The sequence below is a fragment of the Litchfieldia alkalitelluris genome (assembly GCF_002019645.1).
Lineage (GTDB): Bacteria > Bacillota > Bacilli > Bacillales > Bacillaceae_L > Litchfieldia > Litchfieldia alkalitelluris.
In genome coordinates, this window is record NZ_KV917374.1 from 441355 (window position 1) to 456116 (window position 14762).

Annotated in this window: 11 protein-coding genes; 8 read left to right on the forward strand and 3 right to left on the reverse strand. The window is 37.3% G+C overall.

The window, feature by feature from the left end; translation table 11 throughout:
- Nucleotides 1-69 precede the first annotated feature (69 nt).
- Complete coding sequence (locus tag BK579_RS02170) at nucleotides 70-1377, reverse strand: alkaline phosphatase family protein (RefSeq protein WP_078543312.1); 1308 nt, start codon at nucleotides 1375-1377, stop codon at nucleotides 70-72.
- 456 nt (nucleotides 1378-1833) lie between these two features.
- On the opposite strand from BK579_RS02170, the gene BK579_RS02180 reads away from it, so the two are divergent.
- The 7 genes from BK579_RS02180 to BK579_RS02210 all read left to right on the forward strand — a co-directional run bounded on the left by BK579_RS02180 (nucleotide 1834) and on the right by BK579_RS02210 (nucleotide 9990).
- Nucleotides 1834-3033 (forward strand): MFS transporter, encoded by a 1200-nt coding sequence (locus tag BK579_RS02180; protein WP_078543314.1) that lies wholly within the window; start codon nucleotides 1834-1836, stop codon nucleotides 3031-3033.
- Between the two features lie 13 nt (nucleotides 3034-3046).
- Entirely contained in the window at nucleotides 3047-3958 is a 912-nt protein-coding gene (locus BK579_RS02185) for an AEC family transporter (protein ID WP_078543315.1), read from the forward strand.
- A gap of 156 nt (nucleotides 3959-4114) precedes the next feature.
- Nucleotides 4115-5536, forward strand: a complete 1422-nt coding sequence (locus BK579_RS02190; protein ID WP_078543316.1) for an 8-oxoguanine deaminase — start codon at nucleotides 4115-4117, stop codon at nucleotides 5534-5536.
- Nucleotides 5537-5894: 358 nt separating this feature from the next.
- The gene (locus BK579_RS02195; protein WP_407936265.1) at nucleotides 5895-6677 is read left to right on the forward strand and encodes an ABC transporter ATP-binding protein; all 783 of its coding nucleotides are present in this window, start codon (nucleotides 5895-5897) and stop codon (nucleotides 6675-6677) included.
- A 4-nt stretch (nucleotides 6678-6681) separates the two neighbouring features.
- A complete protein-coding gene (locus tag BK579_RS02200) occupies nucleotides 6682-7539 on the forward strand; it encodes an ABC transporter permease (RefSeq protein ID WP_078543318.1) in 858 nt (285 codons plus the stop codon).
- Between the two features lie 22 nt (nucleotides 7540-7561).
- Nucleotides 7562-8464: an ABC transporter substrate-binding protein gene (locus tag BK579_RS02205; RefSeq protein WP_235848314.1), complete on the forward strand. Its 903-nt coding sequence runs from the start codon at nucleotides 7562-7564 to the stop codon at nucleotides 8462-8464.
- 350 nt (nucleotides 8465-8814) lie between these two features.
- Nucleotides 8815-9990 (forward strand): amidase, encoded by a 1176-nt coding sequence (locus BK579_RS02210; RefSeq protein WP_078543319.1) that lies wholly within the window; start codon nucleotides 8815-8817, stop codon nucleotides 9988-9990.
- Between the two features lie 162 nt (nucleotides 9991-10152).
- On the opposite strand, the gene BK579_RS02215 is transcribed toward BK579_RS02210, so the two are convergent.
- Together BK579_RS02215 and allC are read right to left on the reverse strand one after the other, a co-directional pair.
- Nucleotides 10153-11388, reverse strand: a complete 1236-nt coding sequence (locus BK579_RS02215; protein ID WP_078543320.1) for a pyridoxal-phosphate-dependent aminotransferase family protein — start codon at nucleotides 11386-11388, stop codon at nucleotides 10153-10155.
- A 15-nt stretch (nucleotides 11389-11403) separates the two neighbouring features.
- On the reverse strand, nucleotides 11404-12600 hold the full coding sequence (allC, locus tag BK579_RS02220) for an allantoate deiminase (protein ID WP_078550324.1): 1197 nt from the start codon (nucleotides 12598-12600) through the stop codon (nucleotides 11404-11406).
- A 379-nt stretch (nucleotides 12601-12979) separates the two neighbouring features.
- On the opposite strand from allC, the gene BK579_RS02225 reads away from it, so the two are divergent.
- Entirely contained in the window at nucleotides 12980-14593 is a 1614-nt protein-coding gene (locus tag BK579_RS02225) for a PucR family transcriptional regulator (protein WP_078543321.1), read from the forward strand.
- Nucleotides 14594-14762: the final 169 nt, after the last annotated feature.

Genomic DNA, 14762 nt, shown 5'->3' on the forward strand with positions numbered 1-14762 from the left:
ATTAACTATTAATAGTGTACAAAATAAACTAACAGAAAGTATTCGTTTAATAGAATCATTACGTACTTTTTACAATGTTAATAATTCATCTACTACCCTTCCATCGGTTGAACCTAAATGAAGTCCCAGGAGTCGAGCGAGTGTTGGCCCTTCATCGACTAGATGCATTGAAGAAATTTTTAGTTGTGGCTGAATTCCCTTTCCGGAAGCAATAAAAACTGTCGTATAATCCTCTTTTTGAGGGGAATATCCATGGGATGCAAATGTATACTTTTTTTCGCGTACCTCCTGATCTGTAATAACATGAATTAGTTCTCCAGCTACATTTTCTTTAAAATAGTAACCTCTTGATGCTTCCAGCATAAATGACGCTTGATCGTCGGCTCCTGTATTACTAATTTCAAGACCTGTTAAAATAGATTCAATACCATGTTCCTTTGACTTTAATAATTCTTCTAGTAGTTTTGAAACCGAGTCAAACGTTCCTTTATCGTGTCTGTCTTTTAAGTATATATAGGCGGACCCATCACAGCTTTTACAATAAGCTTTCCAATCAATAACCTTGTTATTGCCTCCCATTGTAATAAAGCCGTTTTCTTTCAATAAAACATTTAACTGAATCGCTTTGGTCTCATCTAACGCGCTATGATCTCCCAATACAACAATGGTCGAATTCTCAGATATTCCAGCTTCAAAAAGGGCTTGTTGGATTCGTCCAAGTCTTGTGTCATGCCGATGTAATGCTTGTGTTGCTTGTTCTGAGGAAAAACCGTGATAATGTCTTTGTGTATCTAAGTCTGTGAAATGGACGAGCAGTAGGTCTGGCTTTCTTGTTTTGATGGTATGAACTGTAGATTCAAGAACAAAGTCATCAAGCTCAGGTTGCTTTAATCCATTTCTCATTGAACCAAAGCGATAGTTCATTTCTAGTTGGAATAAAGAACTCCCGTTAGCAAGTGAAACAGGAATTTGATGGTGGTAAAATCGATTTGCAAAAATTTCTGGCATATTATAATCAATCTTTGCCTTAGCTGTCACCGGCCACAATAATGCGGCAGTTTTCATTCCTCCCTTTTTTGCTTCATCATATAAGGTTGTACCCTTTATGTGACTACGATGCCAAAACCAATCAGGCGAAGAACTACCTGGTTGAAGAAAAGTATTATTAATCACACCATGGTTTTTAGGATATTTCCCTGTAACAATGGTTGTATGGCAAGGATAAGTGACAGAAGGATAAATGGTTTGAACGCGCTTACAAAGTGACGCAGTTTTTAATAAATTCTTAAAATGAGGCAGATCTTCAACAAGCGGTAAATCAAGTGAAGAAAAACAATCAAAAGAAATAACAATTAAATGTTCGGTTAAACGACTCATAAATGCCCCCAACTAAAATAGTTTCTATTTCTATATTATATGATTATGATAGATAATAAGGTTTAAATTAAGTAATTTTTATTTGTTTAAATGACAATGTTTATTTCCACCGGTAATTGTAGGATAAGATGAATTAGCTGGTGAGTGGAATCCATTAAACTAGTAACTTTTCAGGGAAGACATCCATGTTAATTAAAATTAGCACCGTGGAGTATGAAAAATAGTGCATTTACCTAGTGTGGAATGAGCGGAGAGCCACTTGACTCCTGCGGGATCAAGTGGTCTCGTGAGACCCCGCAGGAGCCCGCACCTGGCGACGAGGAGGCTCACGGATCACCCCGCGGAAAGCAAGTGGATCGCAGCTCATGGAACTCCACTAACTAAGTATTTTCAGAGTGATTCCCATGATAAACAATCTAAAAATATAACAATTCAAAAAGAGAAGAGTTTAGTCATATGAATAAAAGAACCATTTCACAACATAACATACGTACCCTATTTTGGATTAGAATCTTCGGCTCCATCAGCTTTATTGCACCTGTCCTCACGTTGTTCTACTATAACCGAGGATTAGACGCCGCTGATATTCTATTACTCCAAATCTTCTGGAGTGGCGCGGTATTGATTGGAGAAGTTCCAGGTGGAGTAGTCGCAGACCGCTATGGTCCAAAAACATCATTTATCATAGGATCTCTAGTAAAGATGTCGAGCCTTATCTTACTAGTGTTTGCAACCGAGCCATGGATGTTTTTTCTATTTAGTGCAATCAACGGACTATCAGTGACATTCTTTTCGGGAGCAGATGAAACATTAATCTATGAATCGTTAAAAGAAGATGGGGAGCACCATCGAATGGATCGAGCGATGGGGAAGATTCAGTCCGCAGGCTTTGTTTCTATGCTTATTGCCGTTATTTTCGGTGCCTATTTTGCAAAGGATTTGCAAGAAGAACAATTTGTCTTTTTAATTATTCTTGGGCTTGTTCTTCACATTGGGGAATTTGTTCTTTTATTTTTTGTGAAAAGCCCAGAAATAAGCGGGTCATATCGTGAGAATCCTTTTACACAAGTAATCTCTGGTGTGAAAGCGATTCGTCAAGCTCCACAGCTGTTATTACTTTTTTTAAATTTCACGCTTGTATTCATCCCCGCTGACTCGGTTTATGAAGCTTTTAACCAACCTTTAATGACAGATGCAGGACTTCCTGTCGTATTCATCGGTGTTGTTTATGCGCTTGCTGCCGTAGGAGGCTTTATCTGCTCACAGTCAGTTGGTTGGCTAACGAGTGTATTTTCAAGAAGGTTACTCATGAATCTAACCGGTGGTCTTGCAGCTGTTGGATTATTAATCTCTGCCCTGTTTGGTGAAACACTGTGGTTAATCATAGGCTCCTTTTTTATCCTAAGATTTGGACAAGCAATCAGGCGCCCCATTTATTCACAGCTAAAAAATGATTTGATTCCCTCACATGTTAGAGCAACAACATTATCATTAATATCAGTTCTTGATTCGGCTTTGGATCTTGTCATCTTTGGTCTATTATCAGTCATTGCCTTAAAAGGGTTATCAGGAATCTTAATAGCAAGTAGTATACTCGCATTAATAGGGACCTTCATTCCGATTCAACGTATGAAAGCTAGACAACAAACAGAGTAAGGAGGAATGTTCTTTGGAGAACTTTAACCAACAGTTTTTATATGCAGTAATGATTATTGCGCTAGGCTATTTATTAAAAAGATGTAACATCATAAAAGAACAAGACGGTGAAGGTTTATCTAGAATTATCTTCAACCTTACACTACCAGCACTGATCATCGTGACATTTAATGATCTGAAAATAGACATATCACTCATCTTGCTAATTTTTAGTGGCTTTATATATGGTATATTTTCGGCAGTTCTTGGTTTGCTCGTGTTTAGAAACGAACCGAGAAAAACAAAAGGTATGATGGCCATGCTCGTTCCTGGCTTTAATATTGGTCTTTTTGCTTATCCTCTAGTAGAAGGAATTTGGGGCAAGGAGGGTATTAAGTATTTTGGAATGTTTGATGTTGGAAACGCATTTATTGTTTTTGGTGTAAGCTATTTGATCGGTAGTTATTATTCAGCAGAGAATGTTAAGTTAGATATGAAGAGTATTTCAACAAAAATGGTGAAATCGATCCCGTTTATGACCTATATTATTGTGTTTGTTCTAAATCTAATTGGTGTTCATCTTCCTACCTTTTTCCTCGAAACTTCGGAAATTATCTCATTAGCAAACATGCCACTTGCGTTACTACTGCTAGGGATTTATTTGAATTTCACGTTTGATCGTGGAAATAGTAAGTTGATTTTAAAATTTTTAGCAATAAGATATGGTGTTGGATTGACCTTAGGAATCTTACTATTTATGATCCTTCCCTTTGAAAATATGTTTAAATACACACTGTTAATTGGATTTATCCTACCTACATCAGTCTCGGTGTTACCATACTCCGTCGAGTTTGATTACAATCGTAAATTCGTTGGTACAATTTCGAATTTAACCATCTTAATTAGCTTCTTTTTATTGTGGGTTATTGGAAATGTAGTTTTATAGTTTGTAAAGTGTCTTGGTCTCCTTTAATGTGACCGAGCCTTTTTTTGTTCGATATCACTAAATGAAAAAGAGAGATTTGTAGGTTTTATTAATGACAGGCTTTCTGGAATCGATATACGATTAGAAACAATCCATGAAGACTGAAAGGTGATGTGAGTGAAAACTGTATTAATCAGAAATGCTAGAAATATTATTACGATGGATGAAGAGAGAAGCCAATTCCCTGGAGGAAGCATCTATATTGAAGGACAGGAAATTAAAGCGATTGGTGTGGATCTACCATATGAAACAGCGGATGAAATCATCGATGCCAGAAATCAAATCATTTATCCTGGTTTAATCAATACACATCATCATTTATATCAGACGTTTACTCGGAATATCCCTTTGGCTCAAAACTGTGAATTATTTGATTGGTTGATTACCCTTTATGATATTTGGCGTCACATTCGACCAGAAGATGTTTATTTAAGTGCTGCTGTTGGTCTAGGTGAACTATTAAAAAGTGGCTGCACAACTGCTGCAGATCACTTCTATGTATTTCCAAATGGTGTCTCAGGAGAATTAATTGATGAAGAAATACGTGCGGCCCATGATTTAGGAATCCGCTTCTTCCCAACAAGAGGCTCTATGAGTCTCGGAAGATCAAAGGGAGGACTTCCGCCTGATGAGGTTGTGCAAACAGAAGATGTTATCCTAAAAGATACGATGAGAGTAATTGAAACCTATCATGATCCAAGTCCATTTTCAATGGTACGAGTGGGTGTGGCTCCGTGCTCTCCATTTTCGGTAAGTAAGGATTTATTAATTGAGTCATCTCGTTTAGCGAGAAGCTACGGAGTAAGAATGCATACACATTTAGCCGAAACTCAGGATGAAGAGCATTTTTGTCTTGAAAAGCTAGGAATGAGACCATTAGAGCTGATGGAGCAAACAGGATGGGTGGGAAATGACGTATGGTTCGCTCATGGAATTTGGTTTAATGAACAAGAAATTGTAAAACTTGGAACATGTGGCTGTGGGGTGGCACATTGCCCAAGTAGTAATATGAAAATGAAGTCAGGCGTCATGCCGATTATGGAAATGTTGAAAAAAGGTGTGAAAGTTGGTCTCGGCGTGGATGGTTCAGCTTCTAATGATTCTTCTAATATGTTAATGGAACTGAAAATTATGAATCTCCTCCATAATCTCAAGCACGGCACAAAGGCCCTTAGTGCGGAAGACTGTTTGTATATTGCGACAAAAGGTTCCTCAAAGGTACTTGGGTGGGAAGATTCGATCGGATCATTAGAGGTAGGCAAGGCGGCCGACTTATTTATGATCAATGCCAATAGAATGGAGTTTGCTGGAGCCTTGTTTGATGATGCAGCATTACCGATCTTAACAGGAACACCACAGGTAGAGAGAACCATTGTGGGAGGGAAAACAGTGGTGAAGGACGGGAGACTCGTATCTATCAATGAAGAGCAGTTGGCCGTTTCTGCTCAGAAAGCAGCAGCAAGGATGCTGGAGACTGCATCAAAGCATATGAATAAAAATTATAAAAAATCCCGAATGAAAAAATTAAATTTTAGATAAACGAATTAATTAATATACGAATAAGCCGTTTCTTTAAATGAATATTGTACGTTTTCAGCTGGTAAATTAACGCCAATATTACAGGATAAAAGATTTTTTTAAAGATTGTTAGTAAATGTAACGCTTACATTCACTGATAAGCAGATACCAAGTAAAAAATTGTTATTATATCTAAATTTTTATGAATGTTTCGTTTAAAATAACCAATGACAAAACCCCCTTAAATAAATTAGGATAAAAAGTAACAAGAGATGTAATATTTTATGACATACAAAAGAAGATTTCATACCTAAAATTATCTGAAAGTTTATAAGATAAAATATGTTCAGAAAAATATTTAGAGGGGGAGATTTGATTGGTGGTAGCTGTAAATGAGGTAGTGGCTTTTGAGAGGGTTAGTAAAATCTATAATACGGGAACTGTCGCACTGAGTAATTTTCAGTTATCCATTAAAGAGGGTGAATTTATTAGCTTTCTAGGCCCTTCTGGATGTGGTAAATCAACTGCTTTACGAATGGTAGCTGGACTTGGGGAGGCGACTGACGGTGAAGTGAAGGTTTTTGATAAAAAGCCACTTGATGTTGTTCAGCAGTCTAATGATATAGCGTTTGTATTTCAGGATGCAAATCTATTACCTTGGCGAAATGTCCTTGATAATGTTCTTCTCCCTTTAGAACTTCGTGGTGGAAATAAGAAAGAGCATAAAGAAACAGCTTTAAACGTATTGGAAATGGTGGGATTAAAAGATCACTTAAAATCCTACCCTAGGCAACTTTCAGGTGGGATGAAGATGCGTGTATCTATTGCCAGAGCATTAGCTGCAAAACCCAAAATGCTATTGATGGATGAGCCTTTTGCCGCACTAGATGAAATTACCAGACAAGCGCTTCAAATGGAATTACTAGATATATGGCGAAAAGAAAAAATGACAATACTGTTTGTTACACATAATGTGTATGAAGCTGTATTTCTATCAACAAGAATAGCTGTGATGTCAGCTAGGCCTGGTCGATTATCCTCAATGATTGATGTTGATCTTCCGAATCATAGGAATTTACATATGAGGATCGAAGATAAATTTAATGAAATCGTAGAACTAGCATCAAAGAGTTTAGAAACTAGCTCGGATGAAAGGGGATAAGCTGATGTCGATACAATCTATTGAAATAGCGAAACAAAAAATGGTAGCAAAAGTAGAAAAGAAGGAAAGAAAGGGCTGGAATCGATTTAAGCAATATTATATTGGTCCCATTATTGCCTTTATCATATTTATTACTTTATGGCAGATCATCCCGTTAATATTCGGAATTAAGCATTACATTTTACCAAAGCCAACAGATGTTGTTACGGCAGCAATTAAAGATTGGCATTTATTGTGGCCTGCTGTACAAATTACAATTGTTGAGTCGGTCTTAGGTTTTGTATTAAGTGCAGTTGTTGGTATTCTGATTTCGATTCTTTTAGCAAGTTCGAAAATATTAGAACGTAGCATTTATCCGTATGCAATTATTTTACAAACCATACCTGTAGTAGCGGTTGCACCAATCATTGTAATCTGGTTTGGTGCAGGTTATAACTCAATTGTAGTTATTTCGTTTCTAGTTGGATTTTTCCCAGTCATTTCAAACACCTTGATGGGTTTAAATTCAGTTGATAAAAATATGGATGAATTATTTACACTTTATAATGCATCAAGATGGCAAAAAATGTGGAAGCTTCGGATTCCAGCTGCAATGCCATTTATCATGGCTGGCTTAAAAGTGTCTTGTACATTAACAATTGTGGGTGCGATTGTTGGTGAGTATGTTGCGGGAATTGGAGGAGGTAAAGGTGGATTAGGTTATTCCATCACCGTTGCAGCGATTCAGGTCAAAACCGCCTATTTATTTGCTTGTGGAATTGCCGCTGCGATCTTAGGGGTAGGTTTTTATCTTCTAGTAAGCTATATTTCTCATTTAATCTTAAAATCATGGCACGAATCGGCAATGAAAGCTGAAAAATAAAAAAATAAAAGGGGATTAGTATATGAAAAAGCTATTAGAATGGAAGAAGTCGAGTATCGCAATACTGAGTATCATAGTAGTGCTAATGTTAGCTGCTTGTTCAAGTGAAGATGCTGGAGGTTCAACAGGAGATTCCGCTGACTCTGAATCGGTTGATTCTGTTAAACTTGTATTAAACTGGTTTGCAAAAGCGCAGCATGGTGGTGTTTATGCTGCACAAGAACAAGGGTACTTTGAAGAAAACGGCTTAGATGTAACAATTGAACCAGGTGGCCCTCAAGTATCATCCATTCAAATGGTTGCATCTGGTAGTGCACAATTCGGTTTAGCGCATGCCGATCAAATGGTAATTGCTCGTAATCAAGGCATCGAATTAGTAGCGGTTGCTGCTGCAATGCAAGGAAGTCCACAAGCTTGGATGTTTCATAAAGGCCAAGAAATTGATGAGTTTGAAGACTTAAATGGAAGAACCGTGTTTATTCAACCAGGTATTACATATTGGGATTACTTAAAAGGGGAATACGATCTTAGTGGTGCAAAGGAAGTAGCGTATACTGGTCAGCATGTGAATTTCATGGATGATGAAACATCTGTTACTCAAGCATTCGTGACTTCTGAGCCATATTTCATGGAGTTAGAAAATGTTGAAACAGAAACGATGTTAATTTCTGAATCAGGCTATGACCCTTATAATGTTGTTTTATATGTTACAAAGGAGTACTTAGAAGAAAATAAGGATCAAGTTCAAAAGTTTGTTACTGCTTTTGTTGAAGGCTGGAATTACTATAAAGAGTCTCCTGATGAAATCACAAAGGCTATTAATGAAGCAAATACTGATATTGCACTCGAAGCCCTTGAATTTGAGCAAACATCACAAGCTGAGTTTGTATATGGCGGAGATGCTGCCGAACATGGTGTCGGGTAGATGTCAGAAGAAAGATGGAGTACACTGATTGACCAACTATTTGAGTTAGGTTTGCTTGAGGAAAAATTTGATCCAGCTAGTATCTTTTCAACGGAATTTTTACCTAAAAATTAAGGCTCTTTTCTGAAAGAATGTTGCTTATCGAACAATTATACAGATTTAAAAGCCAATATTATACAATAAAGGTTTATGACGTCGGAAGAAAAGATGCCACCGCGCGTATTTCGTAGTGTTGTCTAAGACGGTTTAAGAGTAACATTGTATACGAAAATAGCCAAAATTAATAAAACAGGAATGTGCCTGGCATCTGTAATTGGTGCCTGGCACTTTGCCATTTTGGAGGGAAGAAAATGAAGGATCGTTTTAATGCATATATGGATATAGACGTAGCGATTGAACCTATAGAATCAGGAAAATTAGACGGATTAACATTTTCAGTAAAAGATGTATTTGCAATTGAAGGTCACCGTAATACAGCAGGTAATCCTGATTATTTAAGAACTCATCAGCCTTCAAATTTTACAGCTCCTGTGATTACTGCTTTGCTTAAAGATGGGGCAATTCTGAAAGGCACTACACATACCGATGAGCTTATGTATAGTTTGAATGGAGAAAATTTTCACTATGGTACACCAGTTAATCCTAAAGCACCTGATCATATTCCTGGTGGATCTTCAAGTGGATCCGCTGTAGCAGTTGCAGGAGAGTCCGTTGATTTTGCACTAGGAACAGATACAGGAGGGTCTGTCCGAGTTCCTTCTTCGTATTGTGGGATTTATGGTATCAGGCCAACACACGGTTTGGTGGATATCAAAGGAGTCATCCCTTTAGCCGATAGCTTTGATACAGTAGGTTGGATGGCAAGAAGTCCCGAAATTCTTCAAATGGTTGGAGAAGTCCTGATAGAAGAATCAAGTGAAGATACTAGTAAACCTTTCAAGCGTTTAATTTATCCTAATGATGCGTGGGAGTTAGTTCTTAATGACCAAATTGGTATATCGCTAGAAGCATTTTTACCTAACTTAAAGGCAGTTTGTTTGGAATTTGAGGAAATCAAACTGTCGAAGGAGGGACTTGGTGAATGGACAAATACCTTTCGGGTACTACAAGCCATGGAAATTTGGGAAGCCCATAAAGAATGGATAGAGAAGGAACATCCTACATTTGGTCCAGGGATTAAAGACCGGTTTGAATGGGCCAGTACGCTAAAAAAAGATGAACATAAGCATAAGTTTTATTTTCGGGAAAAAATAAGTGAATATATGGTACAGGTTTTAGGAGAGGACGGGATATTGGTCATTCCAACTGCACCTGGAATTGCGCCAATAAAGAATCTTCCATCCGACGAGCTTGAGGAATACCGCTCACGGGCGATGAAATTAACTTGTATTGCAGGATTAGCCGGTTTACCCCAAGTGACTTTGCCTGTAGGAGAGTATCATGGGAAGCCTGTTGGGCTATCTTTAATTGCAAATCGTAATAAGGATTTGCAGTTATTGCAATTTGTGAATGAGTTGAGTAAATAGGCATTTGAAATGAGAAAGGTGAACTCAGTAGGTGTAGAGTCCTTACTGAGTTCACCTTTTTTATTGGTTAGTGGCGTGAAACTGCCAGCATGTTCATAATGCACTTTTTCTAAAAAAGGGTGTCGCCCTCTCCAGGCAAAGCACCCTTGCATAATTAAACCCCTAGCCTTCAAGATAAACATTCAATGAAGCTTGTAGTGCTTTCCCGACATTGATATCTGCACCATGCCTAACAAGCACCCCTTCTAAAGCTCCTAATACAAAAAGAATATTCTCCTTCCGGCAGCTAAATCCCATTGATCCAATACGCCAAATCTTCCCGTGTAAAGGTCCGAATGAGCTTGCAATTTCAATCCCAAACTCATTTAGCAGCATGTGTCTTACCGACTCAGGATCTACACCCGAAGGAACAGAAACACATGTGACCATTGGTAGTTTGCATCCGCGATCTCCATAAAGCTCAAGTCCCATTGCTTCTATACCTGCAATAAGGGCTTTCTCATGATATGCATGGCGCGAAAAACGTTCTTCAAGGCCTTCCTCTAATACAAGGCGCAGCCCTTCCCGAAGTGCATAAAGCATAGAGGTTGCTTCTGTATGATGATTTAACCTTCTTGGACCCCAATAATCCTGAAGCATGCTTAAATCAAAATAATTGCTTTTGATAAATGGAGAACTCAACTGTTGCTCCTTCAAGCGATCTTCTTCAGTAGATATTCCCTTCTCAACTCTTTTTCGTGCATTAATTACTTTTTCCACTCGTTCATTAAAAGTAATCGGAGCCATCCCTGAAGGAACGGAAAGGCATTTTTGAGTTCCGGCTACAACCCCATCAATATACCATTCATCGACTTTTACAGCTACACCGCCAGTGGTTGCAACAGCGTCCACAATTAGTAAAATATCTAATTCTCGACAGGCTTTCCCAATTTGATCAAGTGGCTGGATACAGCCGGTTGATGTTTCTCCGTGGACTATAGCAGTTATTTTGGGTGAAACTTTTTTCATTTCCTCAATTATCACTTCTTGTTGAAAAACAGTCCCCCATTCACATTCCAGGGTATGAACGTCAGCGCCATATCTCTCACAAATTTCGGTAAGTAAATATCCAAATCGACCAAATATCGGGATAAATACTTTATCACCAGGCTCGATTACGCTACATAAAAGTGCTTCAATTCCTGAACGTGAGGTTCCATCTACAGGAAATGCCCAGCGATTTTTGGTTTGAAAAAGCTGCCGAAGCATATCCATAACCTCATTCATAATATTCGTAAATGCAGGATCAAACTGTCCAAGAATAGGAGTACTCATTGCTCTAAGTACTCGAGGATCAACCTCAACAGGACCTGGTGTCATAATCGTCCGAAGTGGCGTATTTAAATCTTTATATGTCATCTGGGTGACCCCCTTTTAATATGCTAAGGTATATAGTAAATCTGTTAAAACGCAAATCCCCTTTTCTAAATCCTCTTTTTTGGTTGATTCTTTCGGAGAATGACTGATTCCTTTTTCACTAGGTACGAATAATAGAGCTGTCGGGCAGTACGTTCCGAATACTTGAGCATCATGTCCTGCACCGCTTACTAATGGTAAATGTGATAACTCTCTTTTTTCTGCTATTTGTTTAAGTTCATTTGTTAATAAGGTATCCATTTTGACGGGCTTGATATCTAACCATTGATCTACTTCAATCTCGAATATATTTTCTCGTGCATATGCATGAAAGTAAGATGATAGTTGATTGCAAAATGAATCTAGTATTTCTTCATCATAATGTCTTATATCTAGTGTGAATAGGGCCTCTCCAGCTATAACATTTGGAACGTTAGGCTTTAGTGTCATCTTGCCAACGGTTGCTACTAGTTGGTGATCTGTTTCGAATGCAAGATTCGTAATGTAGGAGATTAAATTAGATGCAGCCAACATGGCATCTTTTCGATAAATCATTGGTGTTGTTCCAGCATGATTACTTTCACCAATTATTCGAATATTAAAGCGCCTTTGTCCTACAATATGACTGACAATTCCCAGTGAAGTTTTCGTACGATCGAGGGTGACTCCTTGCTCTACATGTAATTCTATGAAACAGTCGATATCTGTCCGTTTTGGTGACTTATAATGTTCAGGGGGAAATCCGGCTTCCTTCATCGCTTCCAAAAAGCTGATTCCGTCTGTGTCTTTCATTTTAAAAACATGGTCAAGAGAATACTTGCCAGTGATATTCTTTGAACCCCAAAAGGTTAATGGAAAACGACTCCCCTCTTCCTCACTAAGGGAAACGACTTCAATTGGTTTCTGTGGTTGCCCATATTGCTCGATTAATTTCTTCACTGAAAGCAAACTTGCAATAATTCCATAAACACCATCATAAATCCCGCCATCAATCACCGAATCAATATGGGAGCCAGTGAGAATCGTTCTGCTGTGAGGCTCTGATCCTTCAATTCTTCCAAACAAATTTCCAACACTATCGAAATGGGTGCTAAAGCCCAACTCTTCCATTTTATTTTTTAATGCATGTTGGGCACTAACCCATGAAGGTGAATAAAGTAAACGATTAACACCACCGTTTTTAGACTGACCAAATGAAGACAGCCATTTAACCATTGCTTCTGCTTCATATTGAGGTTCAAATATATACTTTGAGTCTAATGCCACCAGCGATTCCTCCTGTCATGTCGTTCTTATAAAAATAAACTCACTTTTGCTAGTTGTTTTTCTAATCTTATCAATTGTACTTATGTACATCATTGGTAAAAGTGTAAGATATTTATTGTTTTTTTGTGCTATTTGACTAAAGAGTTAAAATATTATGATATTATATAGTTTAATTGCGCTTTTTTTCTGAATGATGTTGCGATTATATTTAATGTATAAAAGCATTATTTTGAGAAATGAGTTTGTTTTATAGAAAGAAAAGACGCCACTCTACTAGGTTTATAGTAGTTTTTAAAGCTGTCAAAGCTTTATGTAAGGAGGATCATTGATGAGAGTATCTGAAGTATTAAATATTCCCTCACTTGGGGGATGTCGTTTAATTGGTGGTCATACAGGGACAAACCGTGAAGTATTGCATGTTAACATGATGGATGCTCCTGATATTATTTCATTTCTAAAACCAAATGAACTCCTTGTTACGACTGCATATCACTTGAAAGACCAACCAGCCCTACTATTGGAGTTAATCACAGTAATGTCACAAAAAGGTTGTGCAGCACTTGGCATTAAAACGAAACGGTTTTTAAATGAAATTCCTAAAGAAGCAATTGCATTGGCTGATGAGTTAGCATTCCCTATTTTCGAGCTGCCAATTGAATCGTCTCTTGGAGATGTAGTTAATACAACTTTAAGTTATATTCTTGATAAAAGAACCAATGAATTGCAATATGCGATCGATACACACAAAAAGTTTACGAACCACATATTGAGTGGAAAAGGCATTTCCCAGTTATTGAAAAGCTTATCAGCGATGATCGGGTCACCAGTTATTTTATTAGATCCATACGCAAAACCGATTTACTTCTCCAAATCTGATGAAAAATACATTGAACCATTAAAGCGATTTAATTCTAATGATCACTACTTTTTCTTTCCTAACACCCCTTTTTTCATGTTTTCTATTTTAGAAAATAAAGAAACCTATTCATTCTTCTCTGTCTATACACACGATAAAAAAGCGGGCTACCTACTTATAGTTAATGAAATCTTACCGAATGATCATTCAACTATATTAACAATAGAGCAGGCAACCAATGTTCTTTCCTTCGAGCTAATGAAGGAAAATGCGCTTAATCAGCATTATAAAAGAGTAAAAAATGACTTTTTTTATCACTTTGTGGATGGAGAATATTCATCACAAGAAGAGATTATCAATCGAGCAAAAGAGTTCTTTTTACAAAATGACCAAAAATACCTTTGTTTAAACGGATTAATAGATGGAAATAAGGTGATTGGAAGCTACACTCAAAATCAGTTAAAAATTGATGCGATTTATGAATTTATTGAGGATGAACTTAAATTCTTTCCCTTTCGCTCACATATGTTTACTAAAAGTGATGTGTGTTCACTTCTCTTTGAATTAAATGACGTGGATCAAATGAACGCTGTCGTTTTACCAACAATAAAAGAAATTCAGGGAAAAATTAAAAACCAGTTTGGTAGAACGATATCTTTTGGCGTTAGTAATGTTTCAATGAATTTATTGAATGTAAAGAATGCATACAAAGAAGCAGAAGATTCGCTTGAGATTGGATTACAAACAGGAAAGCTAGCGTTTATCCAAAACTATCGTACAAAGGATATTATGGAATTGCTACGTAGTATAGCTTTACAAGATTTAAGAGATTTTTATCAAAATGCACTAGCTGGGCTATCAGCCCCAGAATTTGAAGAAGACCCTACTCTTACTCAAACGCTATTTGTGTTTTTAGAAACACACTGTCAAATTTCTGAGACAGCTAAACGATTATATGTTCATCGAAATACAGTCGTATATCGCCTAGAAAAATGCGAGGAGTTACTTGGTAGAAGTTTGACTGATTCTGAAACAACCCTACAGCTTCGTTTAGCATTCCAAATTAAAACAATCTTAGATTCATAGGTTTTAAACAAACATTAGCGTCGTATTCCCCTACAAAGTATATTGAGTTGGAGAGGTTCACTTTGTCATAAACGCTGTATGTTCCTATCGATTATTGTTCAATCTGCATAATGACAATTTACTGAATAATCTGTATCGTTTTAATTACTTCATTTTTTAAGAGAAGGAG